At 76.1% G+C, this 23,458-nt stretch carries 1 protein-coding gene; it reads right to left on the reverse strand.

All coding sequences use genetic code 11. The features are described from left to right. Positions 1-47: 47 nt before the first annotated feature. Positions 48-23,426: a type I polyketide synthase gene (locus tag ACFY0O_RS20190; RefSeq protein WP_388948161.1), complete on the reverse strand. Its 23,379-nt coding sequence runs from the start codon at positions 23,424-23,426 to the stop codon at positions 48-50. Between the last annotated feature and the right edge of the window lie 32 nt (positions 23,427-23,458).

Here is a 23,458-nt window from a genome sequence, read left to right on the forward strand (position 1 = left end):
GGCCGGGAGGGGCGGGTGCGGGGCGCGCGGCCCAGCACCCGGGCGGGTCAGGAGATCCCGAACTCCTTGCCGATGAAGTCGAACATCTCGTCGTCCGTCGCGGTGTGGAGGCCGTCCGCGACGCCGGCGGCGCCGTCCGCCTCCTCCGGGCCGGCGGGCGCGGCCCACCGGTCCAGCAGCCGGCGCAGGTGCGCCGTGACGGTTTCGCGCAGGTCCGCGTCGGCGGTCTCCGTGCCCCGCAACCGCGCGTCGACCCGGTCGAGTTCGGCGAGCAGCCCGGTGACGTCCGCGTCGGCCGGTGCGGCCTCGGCCTCCAGGTGGCCGGCGAGTTCGGCGGGGGTGGGGTAGTCGAAGACGAGCGTGGACGACAGCCGCAGCCCGGTGTCCCTGCCCAGCCGGTTGCGCAGCTCGACCGCGGTCAGCGAGTCGAAGCCGAGGTCGCGGAGCGCCTGGCCGGGCCGCACCTCCCGGGCCGAGGCGAGGCCCAGGACCGCGGCCACGTGCTCGCACACCAGGTCCAGGACCAGGGTGCGCCGTTCGGCCCCGGCCAAACCGGACAGCCGGGCCGCCAGGTCCCCTCCGCCGGTGCCGGACGGGCCGGCCGCCGGGTCAGCTCCCCCGCCGGCGGCGGGGCGCCGCGCCGGGAGGCGGACCAGGGAGGTGAGCAGGGCCGGCAGGGTGCCGGCCGCCGCCTGCCGCCGCAGCTCCGCCTGGTCCAGGCGGACCGGGACGAGCGCGCTCCGCGTGTGGGCCGTCGCGGCGTCGAAGAGGCCGAGGGCCTCCTCGGTGCCCAGGGGCAGTACGCCGCTGCGGGCCATCCTGCCCCGGTCGGCCTCGGTCAGCCGGCCGGTGATGCTGCTGCTCTCCTCCCACAGCCCCCAGGCCAGGGACACGGCCGGCAGGCCTGCGGCCCGGCGCTGGCGGGCGAGGGCGTCCAGGAAGGCGTTGGCCGCCGCGTAGTTGGCCTGGCCCGCCGCGCCGAAGACTCCGGCGGCGGAGGAGAACAGGACGAAGGCGGAGAGTTCCAGGTCGCGGGTGAGCTCGTCCAGGTGCAGGGCGGCGTCCACCTTGGGGCGGAAGACGTGGTCGATCCGGTCCGGCGTGAGACCGGTGAGGATCCCGTCGTCGGTCACACCGGCCACGTGCACCACACCGTTCAGGGGGTGTCCCTCGGGTACCGAGCCCAGCAGCCGGGCGAGCGCCGCGCGGTCGGCGGCGTCGCAGGCGGCCACCGTGACCCGGGCTCCCAGGGCGGTGAGCTCCGCTTCCAGTTCGGCCATGCCCTCGGCGGCGGCGCCCCGGCGGCTGGCGAGCAGCAGGTGGCGCACCCCGTGCCCGGTCACCAGGTGCCGTGCGACGTGCCGGCCGAGCAGGCCGGAGGCGCCGGTGACGAGGACCGTGCCGTCCGCGGTGAAGGCGGGTGCGGCCTCGCCGGGGGCGGGCGGCTGCCCGGTCCGGGCGAGCCGGGGGACGAGGACCGTTCCGCCGCGGACGGCGAACTGCTCCTCGCCCGGGACCGGCGGGCCGGACAGGGCGGACGGGGCGGACAGGGCGGCCAGTGCGAGCAGGGCACGGGCGGACGCCGGGTCCCGGTCGAGGTCGACGAGGACGATGCGCCCCGGGTGCTCCGCCTGCGCCGAACGCACCAGCCCCCAGACGGCGGCCTGCGCCGGGTCCACCTCCTTGTCCCGCTCCTCCTCCCCCGGGCCCCCGGCCGCGACGGCGTTGGCGGTCAGCACGGCCAGCCGGGAATCGGCGTACCGGCCGTCGGCGAGCCAGCGCTGGAGCAGCGCCAGGGTGCGGTGGGCCGTGGCGTGGACGCGGGCCACGGGGTCGTCCCGGTCCGGCTCCACGGCGACGGCCGCGAGGAGGACGGCGGGCGCCGGGCGCCCGGCTCCGTCGGCCGGATCCGCCAGACCGGTGCGGAAGACGACGTCCAGGCCGGACTCCTCCAGCGCCGCGCGCAGACCGTCGTCGCCGCCGACGAGGGTCCACGGCTCGCGCGGACCGTTCACGGGGTCCTCCGGGGTGAGGGGAAGGGGGGTCCAGTCGATCCGGTAGAGCGAGTCCGGCGACCCGTCCGCCCGCCCGGCCCGGGCCAGCTGCTCCGCCGAGACGGGCCGCAGCACCAGGGAGTCCACGGAGGCCACGGGACGGCCGGCTTCGTCGGCGGCCAGCAGGGACACCGCGTCGGGCCCGGCCGGGGCGATCCTGACGCGCAGGACGCGGGCGCCGGTGGCGTGGACGGTCACCCCGTTCCAGGCGAACGGGATCCGGCCCCGGCCGGCGTCGGGCAGCAGGCCGCCGAGCCCGATCGCGTGGAGGGCCGAGTCCAGCAGGGCCGGGTGGACGCCGAAACCGGCGACGGCGGTCTCCTCGGGCAGCCGTACCTCGGCGAACACCTCGTCGCCGCGCCGCCACAGCCCGTGCAGGCCCTGGAACACGGGCCCGTACCCGAAGCCGAGGGCAGCCAGGGCCTCGTACGCGCCGCCGGTGTCCAGGGGCTCGGCCCCGGGGACCGGCCATGCGGCGGCGGAGTCCTCCAGCGGCCCCCGGGCGCCCACGGACACCACACCGGTCGCGTGGCAGGTCCACGGCTCGGTGGCGTCGGCGGTCTCGGGGCGGGAGTAGACGCCGACCGTACGGTGGCCGGTCGCGTCGGCGCCGCCGACGACGGCCTGGACCTGTACGGCCCCGTCCTCCCGGAGCAGGAGGGGCGCGCCGAGGGTCAGTTCGTCCACTCGGTCGCAGCGCACCTCGTCGGCCGCGCGGAGCGCCAGGTCGACCAGTGCGGTGCCGGGCAGTAGGACGGTGTCCATGACCGTGTGGTCGGTGAGCCAGGGGTGGGTGGCCGGGGACAGCCGGCCGGTGAGGAGGGCCCCTTGGCCGTCGGCGAGGGGGACGGCGGCCCCCAGGAAGGGGTGTTCGGCGTCCACGAGCCCGGCGGCGGCCACGTCGCCGGCCGGTGCGACCGGGTCGAGCCAGTAGCGCCGGTGGTGGAAGGCATAGGTGGGCAGGTCGACGGGTTGGCCGGCCGGTCCGGTGTGGAGGGCCGCCCAGTCGACGGGGGTGCCGTGGACGTGGAGGAGGGCGAGGGCGGTGGTGACGGCCAGGCCCTCGGCACGGTCGCCGCGCAGGACGGGGACGACGGTGGCGGCCCGCTCGTCGAGGAGTTCCGCGGTGAGGGCGGTCAGGGTTCCCCCGGGCCCGATCTCCAGGAAGGTGGCGGCCCCTTCGTCCGCGAGGGTGGTGACGGCGTCGGCGAAGCGGACGGCCTCGCGGGCGTGGTTCACCCAGTAGTCGGCCGAGCAGAACTCCTCGGCAGAGACGATCCCTCCGGTGACGGTGGAGACCACCGGGACCTTCGGGGGCTCGAACGAGACCGATTCCACGACCTCCCGGAAGGCGTCGAGCATCGGGTCCATCAGCGGGGAGTGGAAGGCGTGCGACACGGTCAGGGCCTTCGTCTTACGGCCGTCGGCCGTGAGCTGGTCCACGACCGATGCCACCGCGTCCTCGGCGCCCGAAACCACCACGGCGGTGGGCCCGTTGACGGCGGCGATGCCCGCACGGTCCTCCAGCCCGGCCAGCAGCCCGTGCACCTCCTCCTCGGAGGCCTGGACTGCGACCATCACACCGCCCGACGGCAGCGCCTGCATCAACCGCCCACGCGCCGCCACCAACCTCGCCGCGTCCTCCAGCGACAACACACCCGCCACATGAGCCGCGGCGAACTCACCGATCGAATGCCCCGCCACGAAGTCGGGACGCACCCCCCAGGACTCCACCAGCCGGAACAACGCCACTTCCACGGCGAACAATGCCGGCTGAGTGAACCGCGTCTCGTTCAGCAACTCCACGTCTTCGCCGAACACCATCTCCCGCAAAGGGAGTTCCAGGTGCGGATCCAGAGCGGCGCACACCGCGTCGAAAGCGGCGGCGAACACCGGGAAGGCCTCGCACAGTTCACGCCCCATACCCAGCCGCTGGCTCCCCTGCCCCGAGAAGAGGAACGCGGTTCCGCGCCCGTCGGCGGGGCCGCCGGGCTCGGCTGCGCCCCGTACGACACCGGGCGCCGAACGGCCCGCGGCGAGGGCCTCCAGGCCCGCGAGCAGCTCCTCCCGGCCGGTGCCCACGACCGCGGCGCGCAGCTCCATCGAGGCGCGCGACAGGACGAGTGACCGCCCGATGTCGGCGAGCCCGAGGGCCGGGTGCCCGGTGACGTGGGCCGCGAGGCGCAGTGCCTGGCCCCGCAGGGAGGTCTCGTCCTTGGCCGACAGCACCCAGGCGACCGCACCCGGTTCATCAGCGGCGGTGCCGGCCGCGGCCGGCTCGGGCTCCGCGCCCGGTACGTGCTCCAGGACGACGTGGGCGTTGGTGCCGCTGACGCCGAAGGAGGAGACACCCGCCCGGCGCGGACGGCCACCGTCATCGGCCCACTCGCGGGCCTCGTTCAGCAGTCGTACCGATCCGGTGGACCAGTCGATGTGGGGGGACGGTTCGTCGGCGTGCAGGGTCTTGGGAAGGAGGCCGTGGCGCATCGCCTCCACCATCTTGATCACGCCCGCCACGCCGGCTGCGGCCTGCGTGTGCCCGATGTTGGACTTCAACGAGCCCAGCCACAGCGGCCGGTCCGCGTCGCGGTCCTGCCCGTAGGTGGCGAGGAGGGCCTGGGCCTCGATCGGGTCCCCGAGCGTGGTGCCCGTCCCGTGCGCCTCCACCGCGTCCACGTCCGCCGCCGACAAACCGGCCTGGGCCAGCGCCTGGCGGATGACCCGCTGCTGCGCGGGACCGTTCGGCGCGGTCAGGCCGTTCGACGCACCGTCCTGGTTGATCGCCGAGCCGCGGACCACCGCGAGCACCCGGTGACCGTTGCGGCGGGCGTCGGAGAGCCGCTCCACGAGCAGCATGCCCACGCCTTCCGCCCAGCCGGTGCCGTCCGCGTCGGCGGAGAAGGCCTTGCAGCGGCCGTCGGCGGCCAGCCCGCGCTGGCGGCTGAACTCCACGAAGGTGTTCGGCGTCGCCATGACGGTGACACCGCCGACCAGGGCCATCGAGCACTCGCCCTGCCGCAGCGCCTGCGCCGCCAGGTGCAGGGCGACGAGGGACGAGGAGCAGGCCGTGTCCACCGTCACCGCCGGGCCTTCCAGGCCGAAGGTGTACGAGAGCCGGCCAGAGGCGACGCTCCCGGACGTGCCCATGCCGAGGTGTCCTTCGAGCCCTTCGGGTACGGTCCCGCCGAGCTGGGAGCCGTAGTCGTGGTACATGACGCCGGCGAACACCCCGGTGCGCGAGCCCTTCAGGGACGCCGGGTCGATCCCGGCCCGCTCGAACACCTCCCACGAGGTCTCCAACAGCAACCGCTGCTGCGGATCCATCGCCAACGCCTCACGCGGCGAGATCCCGAAGAAGGCGGCGTCGAACTCGCCCGCCCCGTAAAGGAAGCCGCCCTCACGGGCATAACTCGTCCCCGCATGGTCCGGATCCGGGTGGTACAGCGCATCGAGCGCCCAGCCACGGTCCACCGGGAACCCGCCGACAGCGTCACCACCCTCGGAAACCAACCGCCACAGATCCTCCGGGGAACGCACCCCACCCGGATACCGGCAACTCATCCCGACGATCGCGATCGGATCGTCGACAGCCGCCACCTGAACCGCAGTCGCGGCATCCGCCGCGTCGGCGTCCGGACCCAGCAGCTCGGTCAGCAGCAGGCGGGTGAGTGCGTCGGGGGTCGGGTGGTCGAAGACGAGGGTCGCCGGCAGCCGCAGCCCGGTGGCGGAGTTGAGGGTGTTGCGCAGCTCGACGGCGGTCAGCGAATCGAAACCGAGGTCCCTGAACTGCCGGTCCACCGCCACCGAACGGGTGGACGCGTGGCCGAGTACCGCTGCCACCCGGGTGCGCACCAGGTCGAGGACGAACGCGTACCGCTCCCCCCGGGGCAGAGCCGCGAGCCGGTCGGCCTGTGTGGTCTGCCCGGCGCCCGTCCGCGGGGCGCCTTCGAGGCTGCGCCGTACGGAGGTGCGGACCAGTTTCCGCAGCAGCGGGGGCAGGGTGCCCGCACGGGCCTGGGTCTGCAGCGAGGCGGTGTCCAGGCGGACCGGGACCAGCGCGGGCCGCTCGGAACGGCAGGCGGCGTCGAAGAGGGCGAGCCCTTCCGCCGCCTCCAGGGCGATCAGCCCGGAGCGGCTGATCCTGTGCCGGTCGGCCGCGGCCAGCCCGGCCGTGAGCGTGCTGCTCTGGGCCCACAGGCCCCAGGCGAGGGACACCGCGGGCAGCCCCTGGGCCCGGCGGGATTCGGCCAGGGCGTCGAGGTAGGCGTTCGCGGCGCTGTAGTTGGCCTGTCCGGCGCTGCCGAGGGTGCCGGCGGCGGAGGAGAACAGGACGAAGGCGGACAGGTCGGCGTCGCGGGTCAGTTCGTGGAGGCCCAGGGCCGCGTCGGCCTTCGGCCGGAACACCCGGTCGACCCGGTCGGGGGTGAGGGCGGCGACGGTTCCGTCGTCGGTGACCCCGGCCGCGTGGACCACGCCGGTCAGCGGATGCGCGGCGGGAACCGTCGCGAGCAGGGCGGCGAGTGCGGCGCGGTCCGCCACGTCGCAGGCCACCGTCCGTGGTTCGGCGCCCAGTTCCCTCAGCTCCTGCTCGAACTCGGCCGCCCCGGGGGCGTCCTGGCCCCGGCGGCCGGCGAGCAGCAGGTGCCTCACTCCGTACGCGGTGACCAGGTGGCGGGCGACGAGCCGCCCGAGCGTGCCCGACGCACCGGTGATCAGTACCGTTCCGTCGGCCGTGAAGGGCGCGGGGGCGTCCTTCTGCGTCCGGGCCGCGTCGTCGGCCCGGACGAGCCGCGGGACGAGCAGGGCCCCGTCACGGAGGGCCACCTGCGGTTCGCCGCAGGCCACGGCCGCCGACAGCAGGGCCGTGCCGTCTCCTTCGGCGTCCACCAGCAGGAACCGGCCGGGGTTCTCCGACTGGGCCGAGCGTACGAGGCCCCAGACGGCCGCCTGGGCGGGGTCCACGGCGCTCGCGCCGGCTCCGGTGGCGACCGCGCCGCGCGTGACGATCACCAGTCGCGAGGCGGCGAACCGGTCCTCGCGCAGCCACTCCTGGACGAGTTCCAGTGCGCGGCGCGTCACGGAGGCCGGTGCCGCCCCCTCCCCCGCGTCCTCGGGCGGCGAGGCCAGGGCGACGGCGACCGTCTCGGGCACGGCGCTCCCGTCGAGGTCGACGAGGCGCTCGCACCACACCGGCGCGGCACCCTCCGGCCCGGAAGCCGGCTCGCACGTCTCCCACGCCACCCGGAACAGGGCGTCCCGCAGGCCCGCACCGCCCCGCGCGGCCTCGTCGTCCCCGGCGAGCTGCTCGGGGGTGATCGTGCGCAGGAGCAGCGCGTCGACCGAGGCGACGGGCCGTCCCCGGTCGTCGCCTATCCGCAGCTCGACCGCGTCCGGCCCGGACGCGGCCCGGGTCAGGCGGACACGGAGGGTCTCGGCACCGCTGCCGTAAACGCTCACGCCGTTCCAGGCGAAGGGGAGCCGGCCGGTGTGGTCGCCGCCGGGGAACTCCCCGACGCTCAGGGCGTGGAGGGCGGCGTCGAGGAGGGCGGGGTGCACGGCGAACCCGTCGACCGGCGTCCCTTCGGGGAGTGCGACCTCGGCGAACAGCTCCTCGTCCCCGCGGCGCCAGACGGCGCGCAGCCCCTGGAACACCGGGCCGTAGTCGAAGCCGGATTCGGCCAGCCGGTCGTAGCAGTCCTGGAGGGCCAGGGCGGTGGCGCCGGCGGGGGGCCACGCGTCGCCGTCCGGCTGCGGCGGGGTGCGGTCGGTGTCGGGGACGAGGAAGCCCGTCGCGTGACGCGTCCAGGAGTCGTCCCCGTCGGCCTCGGCACGGGAGTAGATCTTCACCGGCCGCCGCTCCGCGGCCTCTTCCTCGGCTCCGACGACGACCCGGAGCTGGACCGCGCCCTGTTCCGTGAGGACCAGGGGTGCGGCGAGGGTCAGTTCCTCGATCCGGCCGCAGCCGAGTTCGTCACCGGCTCGTACGGCCATCTCCAGGAAGGCGGTGCCGGGCAGCAGGGTCACGCCGGAGACGGCGTGGTCCGCCAGCCAGGGGTGGGTGGCGAGGGACAGCCGCCCGGTGAGGAGGGCGCCGGCCCCGTCGGGGAGCAGAGCCGTGGCACCGAACAGCGCGTGGCCGGCGCCGGCCAGTCCGGCGGCGGCGACGTCCCCGGTGGCGGCGGGGGCGTCGAGCCAGTAGTGCTCGTACTGGAAGGGGTAGGTGGGCAGGTCGACGCGGCGGGCGCCGCGCCCGGCGTGGACGGCCTCCCAGTCGACGGGGGTGCCGTGGACGTGGAGCCGTGCCAGGGCGGTGGTCACGGCCAGGTCCTCGGCACGGTCGCCGCGCAGGACGGGGACGCTGAGGGCGCGCTCGTCGAGGAGCTCCTGGGCGAGGGCGGTCAGGACGCCGCCGGGGCCGATCTCCAGGTAGGTCCGCACCCCTTCGAGGGCCAGGCAGTCGACCGCGTCGGCGAAGCGGACTGCCTCACGGACGTGGCTGACCCAGTAGTCGGCCGAGCAGAACTCGTCGGCGGAGACGGTCCGGCCGGTGAGGGTGGAGACGACCGGGACCTGCGGCGGCTCGAAGGAGACCGATGCGACGACCTCCCGGAAGGTGTCGAGCATCGGGTCCATCAGCGGCGAGTGGAAGGCGTGCGAGACGGTCAGGGCCTTCGTCTTGCGGCCGTCGGCCGTGAGCTGGTCCACGACCGACGCCACCGCGTCCTCGGCGCCCGAAACCACCACGGCGGTGGGCCCGTTGACGGCGGCGATGCCCGCACGGTCCTCCAGCCCGGCCAGAAGAGGTCGCACCTCCTCCTCGGAGGCCTGAACGGCGACCATCACACCACCCGACGGCAGCGCCTGCATCAAGCGACCACGCGCCACTACCAGCCTGGCGGCATCCTCCAACGACAGCACGCCCGCCACATGGGCCGCGGCGAACTCACCGATCGAATGCCCGGCTACGAAGTCGGGACGCACGCCCCAGGACTCCACCAGCCGGAACAACGCCACCTCGACCGCGAACAACGCCGGCTGGGTGAACCGCGTCTCGTTCAGCAGGTCCGCGTCTTCGCCGAACACCACCTCACGCAGCGGGAGTTCCAGATACTCGTCGAGGTGTGCGCACACCGCGTCGAAGGCGTCCGCGAACACCGGGAGGGCCTCGTACAGTTCACGCCCCATGCCCAGCCGCTGGCTCCCCTGCCCCGAGAACAGGAATGCCACCCGGCTGCCGCCGACGGACGCACCCTGGGGGGTCTCCCCCCGCCGGAAGGCTGTGGCCGTGGGTCGGCCCGCAATCAAGTCCTCCAGGGATTCGACCAGTTCCTCCCGGTGTGTGCCCACGACGGCGGACCGGAGGTCCAGGGCGGATCGCGGGGCGAGGGACAGGGCGACGTCCAGGGGGCGGAGGTCGGGGTGGGCGGTGAGGTGCGCGAGGAGGTGTCCTGCCCGGGCGCGCAGCGCCGCCGGGTCCTTGGCGGACAGCGGCCAGACGACGGCCCGGTCCGGGGCCGGCGTGCCCGCGGTCGGGGCCTCGTGCGTCGCGGGCTGTTCGAGGACGACATGGGCGTTGGTGCCGCTGACGCCGAAGGAGGAGACACCCGCCCGGCGCGGACGGCCCGCCTGCTCCGCCCACTCCCGGGCCTCGGTCAGCAGCCGCACCTCCCCCGCCGACCAGTCCACGTGCGGCGACGGCTCGTCCACGTGCAGGGTCTTCGGCAGCACCCCGTGACGCATCGCCTCGACCATCTTGATCACGCCCGCCACGCCGGCCGCGGCCTGCGTGTGCCCGATGTTGGACTTCAGCGAGCCCAGCCACAGCGGCCGGTCCGCGTCGCGGTCCTGCCCGTAGGTGGCGAGGAGGGCCTGGGCCTCGATCGGGTCCCCGAGCGTGGTGCCCGTCCCGTGTGCCTCGACCGCGTCCACGTCCGCCGCCGACAAACCGGCCTGGGCCAGCGCCTGGCGGATGACCCGCTGCTGCGCGGGACCGTTCGGCGCGGTCAGGCCGTTCGACGCGCCGTCCTGGTTGATCGCGGTGCCCTTGACCACGGCCAGCACCTGGTGACCGTTGCGGCGGGCGTCCGAGAGCCGCTCGACCAACAGCATGCCCGCGCCCTCGGCCCAGCCGGTGCCGTCGGCGCCGGCGGAGAAGGCCTTGCAGCGGCCGTCGGCGGCCAGCCCGCGCTGGCGGCTGAACTCCACGAAGATGTTCGGGGTCGCCATCACCGTCACGCCGCCGACCAGGGCCATCGAGCACTCGCCCTGGCGCAGCGCCTGCGCCGCCAGGTGCAGGGCGACGAGGGACGAGGAGCAGGCCGTGTCCACCGTCACCGCCGGCCCTTCCAGGCCGAAGGTGTAGGCCACGCGGCCGGAGGCGATGCTGCCCGCGCTGCCGTTGACGAGGTAGCCCTCGAAGCCCTCGGGGGCGACGGAGAGCCGGGAGCCGTAGTCGTGGTACATGACGCCGGCGAACACCCCGGTCCGCGAGCCCTTCAGGGACGCCGGGTCGATACCGGCCCGCTCGAACACCTCCCACGACGTCTCCAACAGCAACCGCTGCTGCGGATCCATCGCCAACGCCTCACGCGGCGAGATCCCGAAGAAAGCGGCGTCGAACTCGCCCGCCTCATACAAGAACCCACCCTCACGGGCATAACTCGTCCCCGCGTGATCCGGATCCGGATGGAACAGGCCCTCCAACGCCCAGCCACGGTCCACCGGGAACCCGCCGACAGCGTCACCACCCTCGGAAACCAACCGCCACAGATCCTCCGGGGAACGCACCCCACCCGGATACCGGCAACTCATCCCCACGATCGCGATCGGATCGTCGACAGCCGCCACCTGAACCGCAGTCGCGGCATCCGCCGCGTCGGGGGCGGCGCCGAGGATCTCGGTGCGCAGGTGGCGGGTGAGGGCCAGGGGGGTGGGGTGGTCGAAGACCAGGGTGGCGGGCAGTCGGGTGCCGGTGGCGGCGCCCAGCAGGTTGCGCAGTTCGACGGCGGTGAGCGAGTCGAAGCCGAGGTCCTTGAAGGGGCGTTCGGGCTCGACCTGGTCGGGCGAGGCATGGCCGAGGACGGTGGCGACCTGGGCGCGTACGAGGTCGCCCAGGACGCGGTCCTGCTCGGCCTCGGGGAGGCCGTGCAGGGTGGTGGCCAGGGCGGAGGCGCGCTCGGCGGGTGCCGCGGCGGAGGCGCCGGGGCCGCTGTGGGCCGGGCGGACGGGGGACTTGACCAGCCCGCGCAGCAGGGCGGGGACCTTGCCCTCGGCCGCCTGGACGCGCAGTCCCGCGTGGTCCAGCGGCGCCGGGAAGAGGACGTCGGCTCCGGCCGCGCATCCGGCGTCGAACAGGGCGAGGCCGGTGGCGGCGTCCATGGCGGCGAGGCCCATGCGGCGGATCCGCGCGAGGTCGGCGGAGTCCAGCTTGCCGGTCATGCCGCTGCCGTCGGCCCACAGGCCCCAGGCCAGGGACACGGCGGGCAGGCCGGCCGCGTGGCGCTGCTGGGCGAGGGCGTCCAGGAAGGCGTTGGCGGCCGCGTAGTTGGCCTGGCCGGCGCCGCCGAGGGTGGCGGAGACCGACGAGAACAGCACGAACGCGGACAGGTCCGTGTCGCGGGTGAGCTCGTGCAGGTGGAGGGCGGCGTCCACCTTGGGGCGCAGCACGTGGTCGACGCGGTCCGGGGTGAGGGCCGCGACGATGCCGTCGTCGGTGACGCCCGCCGCGTGGACCACGGCGGTCAGCGGGTGCTCGGCGGGGACCGTCGCGAGGAGCCCGGCCAGGGCGGGGCGGTCGGCCACGTCGCAGGCGGCGGTGGTGACCCGGGCGCCGAGGGCGGTGAGTTCGGCTTCGAACGCGGCCGCGCCTTCGGCCGCGGGGCCCCGGCGGCCGGTGAGCAGGAGGTGGCGGACGCCGTGCTCGGTGACGAGGTGGCGGGCGACGAGCCGGCCGAGGGTGCCGGTGGCTCCGGTGACCAGGACGGTGCCTTCGGCCGGGAAGCCCTGGCGCTGCGGGGTCTCGTCGGCCGGGCGGCCGGTGTGGGGGGCCAGGCGCGGCAGCAGGACGGTGTCGCCGCGCACGGCGAGCTGGGGTTCGCCGGTGGCCAGGGCGGCCCGCAGGGCCTCCCGGCCGGGTCCGGCGGACGGGTCCGCGCCCGGTTCCACGTCGAGGAGGACGAAGCGTCCGGGGTTCTCCGACTGGGCCGTGCGGAGCATGCCCCAGACGGCGGCCTGGGCCGGGTCCAGCGCGGCCCGCTCGGCGGGGCTGGTCGCGACCGCGTGGCGGGTGACGACGACGAGCGGGGTCCCGTCCGGGTGCTCCTCCGCGAGCCACTGCTGGATCACGGCGAGCATCCGGTGGGCGGTGGCCCGTACGGCTTCGGCGGCGTTCTGCGGTGCCGCGTCGGGGTCCGGGCCGGCGAGGGCCACCACGCAGTCGGGTTCGGGGGTGTCGGCGGGCACCTGGACGGGGGTCCAGTCGAGCCGGAGGAGGCTGTCGGTGCGGGGGGCCGCCGCCGCGCGCAGCCGGTCGGCGGAGACCGGGCGCAGGACGAGGGCGTCGACCGAGGCCACGGTCTGCCCCGCCGTGTCGGCGACTAGCACGGAGACGGTGTCCGGGCCGGCCGGTGTCAGCCGGACGCGTACGGCGGGGGCGCCGGTGGCGTGCAGGGTGACCCCGCTCCAGGAGAAGGGGAGCAGGCCCTGGCCGGTGGCCGTGCCGGACAGCAGGCCGAGCCAGGAGGCGTGGAGGGCGGCGTCGAGGAGGGCCGGGTGCAGTCCGAACGCGCCCGCGTCGGGCGCGGTGGGGGCGGGCAGGGCCGCCGCCGCGTACAGGGAGTCGCCGAGCCGCCAGGCCTCCGTGAGGCCCCGGAAGCCCGGCCCGTAGCCGAAGCCCAGGTCGTCGAGGAGCTCGTAGAGGTGGTCGGTGGCGACGGGTTCGGCTCCGTGCGGGGGCCAGGCCGCGAGCTCGGGCGCAGCCTGGGGCCGGGCCGCCGGCGGTTCGGGGGTCAGGGTGCCGCCGGCGTGCCGGGTCCAGTCGGCGGACGTGGCGGGGTCCTCGGGGCGGGAGTGGAGCTCCAGGGCGCGGCGGCCCGCGGGGTCGGGGGCGCCGACGGTGAGGCGGAGCTGGACGCCGCCGTGTTCGGGCAGGACGAGCGGGGCCTCCAGGGTGAGGTCCTCCAGGTGTGCGCAGCCGGCTTCCTGCCCCGCCCGCAGGGCCAGTTCGACGAAGGCGGTACCGGGGACGAGGACGGTTCCGGAGACGGTGTGGTCGGCGATCCAGGGGTGGGTGGCCAGGGAGAGCCGGCCGGTGAGCACGGCGGAGCCGTCCGGGAGCACGACGGTGGCGCCCAGAAGGGGGTGTTCGGTGTCGCTGACACCGATGGCGGTGGGGTCGGCGGCGGCCGGGACGCGCAGCCAGTAGGTCTCGCGCTGGAAGGGGTAGGTGGGCAGGTCGACGCGGCGGGCGCCGCGCCCGGCGAAGACGGCCTCCCAGTCGACGGGGGTGCCGTGGACGTGGAGCCGTGCCAGGGCGGTGGTCACGGCCAGGTCCTCGGCACGGTCGGCCCGCAGGACCGGGACCGTGACGGTCCGCTCGTCCACGAGCTCCTGGGTCAGGGCGGTCAGGACCCCGCCCGGGCCGATCTCCAGGAAGGTGCCGGTGCCCTCGGCGGCGAGGGTGGTCACCGCGTCGGCGAAGCGGACGGCCTCACGGACGTGGCTGACCCAGTAGTCGGCCGAGCAGAACTCGTCGGCGGAGACGGTCCGGCCGGTGAGGGTGGAGACGACCGGGACCTGCGGCGGCTCGAAGGAGACCGATTCCACGACCTCCCGGAAGGCGTCGAGCATCAGGTCCATCAGCGGGGAGTGGAAGGCGTGCGAGACGGTCAGGGCCTTCGTCTTGCGGCCTTCCGCCGTGAGCTGGTCCACGACCGACGCCACCGCGTCCTCGGCGCCCGAAACCACCACGGCGGCGGGCCCGTTGACGGCGGCGATGCCCGCACGGTCCTCCAGCCCGGCCAGAAGAGGTCGCACCTCCTCCTCGGAGGCCTGAACGGCGACCATCACACCACCCGACGGCAGCGCCTGCATCAACCGCCCACGAGCGGCCACCAGCCTGGCGGCATCCTCCAACGACAGCACACCCGCCACATGGGCCGCGGCGAACTCACCGATCGAATGCCCCGCCAGGAAGTCAGGGCGTACACCCCAGGACTCCACCAGCCGGAACAACGCCACCTCGACCGCGAACAACGCCGGCTGAGTGAACCGCGTCTCGTTCAACAGCCCCGCGTCCTCACCGAACACCACCTCCCGCAGCGGGAGTTCCAGATGTCCGTCGAGGTGCGCACACACCGCGTCGAAGGCGTCCGCGAACACCGGGAAGGCCTCGTACAGTTCACGCCCCATGCCCAGGCGCTGGCTCCCCTGCCCCGAGAACAGGAAGGCGGTCCGGCCCGGTTCGTGGCCGGTGGCGGGGTCGGTGCTGCCGGTGACGAGGAGGGGTGCGGTGTCCGCCGTGTGCTCGTCGGCCAGGGTGTCCAGGGCGCGGAGCAGTTCGGCCCGGTCTGTGCCGAGGAGGGCCGCGCGGTGCTGGAGGGCGGCCCGGCCGGTGGCGAGGGAGAGGCCGATGTCGGCCGGGGTGGCGTCCTGGAGCCCGGGGTGTTCGGTGAGGTGGGTGCGCAGGCGGCGGGCCTGGGCGCGCAGGGCGGTGGGGTTCTTCGCGGACAGCAGCCAGGCGACCGCGGTCCGCGCCGTGTCGGTGGCCGGGGCGGCGCCCGGGACCGCGGCGACGGTGTCGTCGTCCTCGGCCGGGGCGGGGGCCTGTTCGATGATCACGTGGGCGTTGGTGCCGCTGACGCCGAAGGCCGAGATCCCGCCCCGGCGGACGTGGTCGGCGGACTCGGGCCAGGCCACGGGGGCGGAGAGCAGTTCGACCGCGCCCGTGGACCAGTCGACGTGCGGGGTCGGGGCGTCCACGTGGAGGGTGCGGGGCAGTTCCGCGTGGTGCAGGGCCAGGACCAGCTTGATGACGCCGGCGACGCCGGCGGCGGCCTGGGTGTGCCCGATGTTGGACTTCAGGGAGCCCAGCCACAGCGGCCGGTCCGCGTCACGGTCCTGGCCGTAGGTGGCCAGGAGGGCCTGGGCCTCGATCGGGTCGCCGAGCCGGGTGCCCGTGCCGTGGGCCTCGACCACGTCGATGTCGGCGGGGGCGAGGCCCGCGTCGTCGAGGGCCTGGCGGATGACCCGTTGCTGCGAGGGCCCGTTGGGGGCGGTGAGCCCGTTGGAGGCGCCGTCCTGGTTGACGGCGGAGCCCTTGACGACGGCCAGGACCCGGTGGCCGTTGCGGCGGGCGTCGGAGAGCCGCTCCAGCAGGACCATGCCCGTGCCCTCGCCCCAGCCGGTGCCGTCGGCCGCCGCGGCGAAGGCCTTGCACCGGCCGTCGGGGGCCAGTCCGCGCTGCCGGCTGAACTCGACGAAGATGCCGGGGCCGGACATGACCGTGACACCGCCCGCGAGGGCGAGTTCGCATTCGCCGCGGCGCAGGGACTGGACGGCCAGGTGGAGGGCGACGAGGGAGGAGGAGCAGGCCGTGTCGACGGTCAGCGCGGGCCCCTCCAGGCCGAAGGAGTAGGCGAGGCGGCCGGAGACGACGCTGGCGGCCCGGCCGGTGAGCAGGTAGCCCTCGACGCCTTCGGGGGCCCGGCGCAGGCCTGAGGCGTAGTCCTGGCCGTTGGAGCCGATGAAGACGCCGGAGCGGCTGCCCTTGAGGGTGGCGGGGTCGATGCCGGCGCGTTCGAAGGCCTCCCAGGTGGTCTCCAGGAGGAGCCGCTGCTGGGGGTCCATGGCGAGGGCTTCGCGCGGGGAGATGCCGAAGAAGGCGGCGTCGAAGTCACCGGCGTCGTGGAGGAACCCGCCTTCGCGGGCGTAGGTGGTGCCGGGGTGCTGCGGGTCGGGGTGGTAGAGGGAGTCGAGGTCCCAGCCGCGGTTGTCGGGGAAGGCGGAGAGGGCGTCCTCGCCCTCCGCCAGGATCCGCCAGAGGTCTTCGGGGGAGGTCACTCCGCCGGGGAAGCGGCAGCTCATCGAGACGATGGCGATGGGCTCGTCCTCGGCCGGGCGGGTGGTGGTGACCGGGGCGGAGGGGCCTGCGTGCGGGCCGCCGAGGAGCTGGGTGTCGAGGTGGGCGGCGAGTTCGGCCGGGTTCGGGTAGTCGAAGACGACGGTGGTGGGCAGTCGCAGACCGGTGGCGCCGGCCAGCCGGTTGCGGAGCTCGACGGCGGTCAGCGAGTCGAACCCGGTCTCGCGGAAGGCCCGCCCGGGCTGGACGGCGTCGGCGCCGAAGTGGCCGAGGACGGTGGCGGCCTGGGTGCGGACGAGTTCGACCAGGGCGCGGAGCCGTTCGGGCCCGGTGAGCCCGGCCAGCTGTCCGGCGAGCCCGGCGGCGCCGGCCGCGGGGCCGTTCGCCGCGGTGGGCGTGGCGTCGGCGTCGAGGATCGCGCGGGCTTCGGGGAGGCGGTCCAGGAGCGGGTAGTGGCCGGTGTGGGCGAAGGCGCGGACGAAGCGCTCCCAGTCGATGTCGGCGATGGTGACGGCCGTGTCCTGCTGTTCCACGGCGCGGGCCAGGGCGGCGATGCCGAGGTCGGCGGGCATGGGGAGGATGCCGCGCCGGGTGAGGTGTTCCTCCGCGTGGCGGCCCATCATGCGTCCGCTGCCCCAGGAGCCCCAGGCGATGGCGGTGGCGGGCAGGCCCTGGGCGCGGCGCTGGTGGGCGAGGGCGTCGAGGTGGGCGTTGGCGGCGGCGTAGCCGCCCTGGCCGCCGTTGCCGACGGTGCCGGCGATGGAGGAGAACAGGACGAAGAAGTCGAGGTCGTGGCCGGCGGTGAGCTCGTGCAGGTGGACGGCGGCGTCGGCCTTGGGGCGCAGGACGTGTTCCAGCCGGTCGGTGGTCATGCCGTCGAGTACGCCGTCGTCGAGGGCCCCGGCGGTGTGGATGACGCCGGTGAGGGGGTGTTCGGCGGGCAGGGAGGCGAGGAGCTCGGCGAGGGCGGTGCGGTCGCCGGCGTCGCAGGCGGTGACGGTGGCGCGGCAGCCGAGGGCGGCGAGTTCCTCGCGGAGTTCGGCGGCGCCTTCGGCGGCGGGGCCGCTGCGGCTGGTCAGGACGAGGTGGGCGGCTCCGGAGCGGGCCAGCCAGCGGGCGACGTGCGCGCCGAGGGTGCCGGTGCCGCCGGTGACCAGGACGGTGCCGTGGGGGCGGGCGAGGGTGTGCTCGCCGGTGGGGGCGGCCGCGTCGGCGGTGGCGCGGACGAGGCGCCGGGCGAGGAGGCCGGTGGCGCGGACGGCGACCTCGTCCTCGCCGCCGGGTTCGGCGAGGAGCCCGGTGAGCAGGTCGAGGGTGCGGGCGTCGAGGGTTTCGGGCAGGTCGACGAGGCCGCCCCAGCGCTGGGGGTACTCGGCGCCGGTGACCCGGCCGAGGCCCCAGAGCTGGGCCTGGGCGGGGTGGCGGGGCGGGTCGGCGGGGCCGGTGGCGACGGCGCCGGAGGTGGCGCACCACAGGGGTGCGCCGACGCCGGTGTCGCCGAGGGCCTGGACGAGGGCCAGGGTGGCGGCGAGGGCGGCCGGGACGTGGTGTCCGGGGGCGTCGGCGGGGTCTTCGGCCAGCAGGGAGAGCACGCCGGTGACCGCGTCGGCCTCCAGGGCGGCCTCGGTGAGCCGGTCGGTGAGGAGGGCGGCCACGTCCTGCCGGCCGGGGTGGACGGCCGGGTCGAGGGCGACGCGTTCGACGCGGGCGCCGCGGGCGGTGAGGGCCTCGTGGACGGCGGTGGCGGTGTCGGATCCGGCGTGGGCGGTGGTGGTGACGAGCAGCCAGGTGCCGGTGAGCGGGGCGCGGCCGGCGCGCCGGGCGCGGGTCTCGGTGGGGGTCCAGGCGATCCGGTAGCGCCAGCCGTCGATGCGGGCGGTCCGGGTGGAGCGGCGGCGCCGGTCGGCGAGCCGGGTGACCATGGTGTCGAGGGTGGCGTCGGGGGCCAGGTCCAGTGAGCTGGTCAGGGCGCGGACGTCGGAGCTCTCGACGGCCTCCCAGAAGCGCGCCTCCTCCTCGCCGTAGCCGGCGCCGGTCGCGGGGGCGGCCGGGGCGGCGGTGTCGAGCCAGAAGCGGCGGCGCTGGAAGGGGTAGGTGGGCAGGTCGACGGGGCGCGGGCGCAGGCCGGCGAAGGCGGCGGCCCAGTCGGCGGGCACGCCCCGGGTCCAGGCCTCGCCGAGGGAGGTGAGGAAGCGGGCGGGGCCGCCGTCGCCGCGGCGCAGCGAGGGGATGACGTCCACGGTGGCGGCGGCGTCCTCGGCGGTCTCCTGGAGGCCGATGGCGAGGACGGGGTGCGGGCTGCACTCGACGAGGACCTGGTGGCCGTCGGCGATCAGGCGGCGGGCGGCCGGCTCGAAGCGGACGGTGGTGCGGAGGTTGGTGTACCAGTAGGCGGCGTCGAGGGTGGCGGAGTCGACGGGTTCGCCGGTGACGGTGGAGTAGAACGGCACGCTCGGGGCGAGCGGGGTGATGCCGGCGAGGGCCTCGGCGAGTTCGGCCTCGATGAGCTCCACGTGGGCGGAGTGGGAGGCGTAGTCGACGGGTACGCGCTTGGCCCGGACGCCGTCGGCGGCGCAGGCGGCGAGGAGTTCGCCGAGGGCGTCGGCGTCACCGGAGACGACGGTGGAGCGGGGGCCGTTGATCGCGGCGATGCCGAGGCGTTCGCCCCACTGTTCCAGGCGCCGGGTGACGTCGGCGAGGGGTTCGGGGACGGAGACCATCCCGCCGAGTCCCGCGAGGCGGGCGAGGAGGCGGCTGCGCAGGGCGACGACCCGGGCGGCGTCGTCCAGGCCGAGGGCGCCGGAGACGGCGGCGGCGGCGATCTCGCCCTGGGAGTGGCCGATGACGGCGGAGGGCTCGACGCCGAAGGAGCGCCACAGTTCGGCGAGGGAGACCATGACCGCCCAGAGGGCGGGCTGGACGACGTCGTCGGCGCTGTCGAGGGCGGGGGCGCCGGGGGCGCCGCGCAGGACGTCCTCCAGGTGCCAGTCCACGTACGGGGCCAGGGCGCGGCCGCAGGCGGCGATCCGTTCGCGGAAGACGGCGGAGGTGTCGAGGAGTTCGACGGCCATGCCGACCCACTGGGAGCCCTGGCCGGGGAAGACGAAGGCGGTGCGGCGGCCGTCGGCGGCGGTGCCGTGGACGGTGCGGGGCGTGGAGCCGCCGGCGGCGAGGGCGCGCAGGCCCTCGGTGAGTTCGGCCTCGGTGGCCCCGGTGACGACGGCACGGTGGGCGAAGGCCGTACGGGTGGTGGCGAGGGCGTGGCCCGTGTCGGCGGGACGGCGGCCGGGGTGGGCGGCGGTGTGCGCGAGCAGGGCCTCGGCCCGCGCGGCCAGCGCCTCGGGGCTCCGCCCCGACAGGATCCAGGGCACGACGGGTGCCTCGGGCGGGGCGCCGCCGGCCGGGCCGGAGCCCGCCGCGGCGTCGTGGGCCGGGGCGGTTGCGGGGGGTTGTTCGGTCGGACGGGGTTCGGTGGGGGGCTCTTCGATGACGGCGTGGGCGTTCGTGCCGCTGATGCCGAACGAGGACACGCCGAACCGGCGCGGGCGGCCGGTCGCGGGCCACTCCACGGCGTCGGTCAGCAGCCGGACCCGTCCGGCGCTCCAGTCCACGTGCGGGGAGGGGACGTCGGCGTGCAGGGTGCGGGGCAGGACTCCGTGCTGGAGGGCCAGGACGGACTTCATGACGCCGGCGATGCCCGCGGCGGCCTGGGTGTGGCCGATGTTGGACTTCAGGGAGCCCAGCCACAACGGCCGGTCCGCGTCTCGGCCCTGGCCGTAGGTGGCGAGGAGGGCCTGGGCCTCGATCGGGTCGCCGAGCCGGGTGCCCGTGCCGTGCGCCTCCACCGCGTCCACGTCCGCCGCCGTCAGCCCGGCGTTGGCCAGCGCCTGGCGGATCACCCGCTGCTGCGCGGGGCCGCTGGGGGCGGTGAGTCCGTTGGAGGCGCCGTCCTGGTTGATCGCGGAGCCCCGGACGACGGCCAGGACCTGGTGGCCGTTGCGGCGGGCGTCGGAGAGCCGCTCCAGCAGGACCATGCCGGCACCCTCGGCGAGGCCGAAACCGTCGGCGTCGGCGGAGAAGGCCTTGCAGCGGCCGTCGGGGGCGAGCGCGCGCTGCTTGCTGAACTCGACGAAGGAGCCGGCCGTCGGCAGCACGGTGACCCCGCCGGCCAGGGCCAGGGAGCATTCGCCGGTGCGCAGCGACTGCGCGGCCAGGTGCAGGGCGACGAGGGACGAGGAGCAGGCGGTGTCGACGGTGACGGCGGGGCCCTCGAAGCCGAAGGTGTAGGCGAGGCGGCCGGAGGCGACGCTGACGCTGTTGCCGGTCAGCAGGTAGCCGCTGATGTCCTCGGGTGCCTCGTGGAGGCGGGGGCCGTAGTCCTGGTTCATGGCGCCGACGAAGGTGCCGGTGCGGGTGCCGCGGAGGGTGGCGGGGTCGATGCCGGCGCGTTCGAGCACCTCCCAACCGGTCTCCAGGAGGAGCCGCTGCTGGGGGTCCATCGCGAGGGCCTCGCGCGGGGAGATCCCGAAGAACTCCGGGTCGAAGTCGGCGGCTTCGGCGAGCATGCCGGCTTCGCGCTGGTAGTAGCGGCCGGGGCGGCCCGGCTCGGCGTCGTAGAGGCCCTCGACGTCCCAGCCGCGGTCGGCGGGCAGCGCGGACACGGCGTCGGCGCCCTCGCCGAGCAGCCGCCACAGGGCTTCGGGGCTGTCGGTGCCGCCGGGCAGCCGGCAGCTCATGGCGACGATGGCGACGGGTTCGTCCCAGGCGCCGGCGGTGGTGGTGTCCGCGTCGGCCGGGTCCTCGTGGGTGCCGAGGGCTTCGGCGAGGACCCGGCGGGTCAGGGCGGCGGGGGTGGGGTGGTCGAAGACGACGGTGTGGGGCAGGAGGAGTCCGGTGGCCTCGTTGAGGCGGCCGCGGAGTTCGACGGCCGTCACGGAGTCCAGGCCCAGGTCGCGGAAGGCCTGCCCGGGGGCGACGGCGTCCGGGCCGGGCAGTCCCAGCAGGGCGGCGGTGAGGGAGCGGACGAGGGCGGCGGCGGTGTGCTCGCGTTGGATCTCGGGCAGCAGGGCGAGGCGGGCGGCGGGGGCACGGCCGGCGGCGGGCCGCTGGAAGGGGTACGTCGGCAGCTGGACGCGGCCCGTGGCGGCGTCGGCGGGGAAGGCGGGCGCCCAGTCGACGTCGATGCCCTGGACGCAGGCCTCGGCGAGGGCCGTGCGCAGGCGGCGGAGACCGCCCTGGCCGCGGCGGAGGGTGGCGACGGTGACGGCGTGGCGTCCGGCGGCCGCGGCGGTTTCCTGCACGGCAGCGGTCAGCGTCGGGTGGGGGGCGATCTCCACGAAGGCCTCGTGGCCGTCGGCCAGCAGGGCGTGGGTGGTCTGCTCGAAGCGGACCGGGCGGCGCAGGGCCTCGGTCCAGAAGCCGGTGTCGAGGGTGCGGCCGTCGACGAGGCCGCCGGTGGCGGAGGAGTAGAGCGGGGTGTGGCCGGCGCGGGGGGCGAGGCCGGCGAGGGCGGCCAGCAGCCGGTCGCGGACGGCGTCGACGTGGGGCGAGTGGGCGGCGGCGCCGAGGCGGACGCCGCCGCAGCGGATGCCGTCGGCCTCCAGTGCGGCGCGCAGGGCGCGTACGGCGTCGCCGTCACCGGAGACGACGTGGGAGCCGGGGCCGTTGTGGGCGGCGACGCAGAGTTCCCCGGCCCAGGGGGCGAGGCGCTCCTGGAGGAGGTGGCCGGGCAGGCTCACGGCGAGCATGTCGCCGCCGTGCCCGGCGAGTTCGGCGAGGGCCACGCCCCAGGCGTGGACGGTCCGGGCGGCGTCCTCCAGGGTGAGGACGCCGGCCAGGTGGGCGGCGCCGATCTCGCCGACGCTGTGGCCGGCGTAGGCGCGGGGGCGGACCCCGTGGGCGTGCCAGGTCTCGGCGAGGGCGACCTGGACGCCGAAGGTGGCGGGCAGGCTGACGTCGGGGGTGTCCGGGCCGGGGGCGCCGGGGGCGCCGCGCAGCACGTCGGTGAGGAGCCAGCCGGTGAAGGGGGCGAGCGCCTCCTCGCAGCGCAGGGCGGCGGCACGGAACTCCGGCGAGGAGTCGAGGAGTTCCCCGGCCATCGCGGGCCACTGCCCGCCGATGCCGGACAGGACGAACGCGGTGGGGCGGCCGGTGGCGGTGCCGCGGACCGCGTCGGCGGGGAGGACGCCGTCGGCGAGGGCGGCGAGCGCTTCGAGGCGGCGGTCCGGTGCGTCGCCGAGGAGCACGGCGCGGTGCGGGAACCGGTGCCGGGTGGTGGCGAGGGCCCGGCCCACGGCGGCGGGGTCGAGGCCGGGGTGCGCGGTGAGGTGCTCGTGCAGCTGCCGCGCCCGCGCACGCAGCGCCTCGGGCCCGGCGGCGGAGAGGACCCACGGCACCGGCTCCCCGTTCGGGGCGCCGGCGGCTGCGGGACCGGGCACGGCACCGGGTCCCGCCCCGGCAACGACGGGGCGGTCGGCCCGGGCGCCACCGGTCCCGGCGCCGACGGCTGCGGGACCCTCCGGGGCCCCGGCGGTGTTCGGGTCCTGACCGCCGACCGCGTCGGCCCCGGTGCCGGTGCCAAGTACGGCGGGTCCCGCGGCGGCCACGGGGGCCTCGGGGGCGCCGGAGGCGGCACGGGCGTCCGCGCCGGACCCCGCCGCACGGCCGACCGCGTCGGCCCCGGGGCCGGGTACGGCGGGATCCTCGGTCTGCGGGCCGGTGGTGGTGAAGTGGCCGTCCGCGTCGAGTACGGCCAGGATCCGGTCGTGCGCGGGCCGGGCCGTGGCGAGGGGCTTCAGGACGATCGCGCCGTAGCCGCCGGGCGAGGTGTCCTGGCCGCCCGGCAGGTGTACGCCGGGGCCCGCGGCCACGGCGAGGGCCGTCTCGCCCCGGGTGAGGCTGGCGTGGGCCGCGCGCAGCGCGCCGGCGGCGGTGGGGAGGCCGTGCAGCACCGGGGTCTCGCCGGAGGCGAGCCGCAGGACGGCGCCGACCGCGGCGGCCGCGGCTTCGTCCGGCTCCGGCTCGCCGGGCTCGCCCGGGGTGGCGAGGAAGACGCCGGCGCGCGGGGCCGTGGCCGGGACGGCGCCGGCGTCCTCCAGCGCCTCCCACCAGGTCTCCGCCGCGGCCGGCCCGTGCGGCAGGGCGCCGGCCGGCACGGGGTCCGACGGGTCCGCGGCGGCCTCCGCGAGGAACTCCGCGTCGAACGCCCCGTCCGTGCCGGTGTCCTCCGGCCGACGGTGCGCCGATCCGATCGCCACGATCACCTCGTGCGCGCCGTTCCCGGACTCCTCCGGCATAGCGACAGACTCCCGCATCATGTGTGCTCCAT

The sequence above is a fragment of the Streptomyces sp. NPDC001594 genome, assembly GCF_042893675.1.
In the GTDB taxonomy this organism is placed as follows: domain Bacteria; phylum Actinomycetota; class Actinomycetes; order Streptomycetales; family Streptomycetaceae; genus Streptomyces.

Excerpts from the sequence above, each read along its gene's own strand:
- ACFY0O_RS20190 (WP_388948161.1), bottom strand. The coding sequence starts at position 23,426 with ATGCCGGAGGAGTCCGGGAACGGCGCGCACGAGGTGATCGTGGCGATC.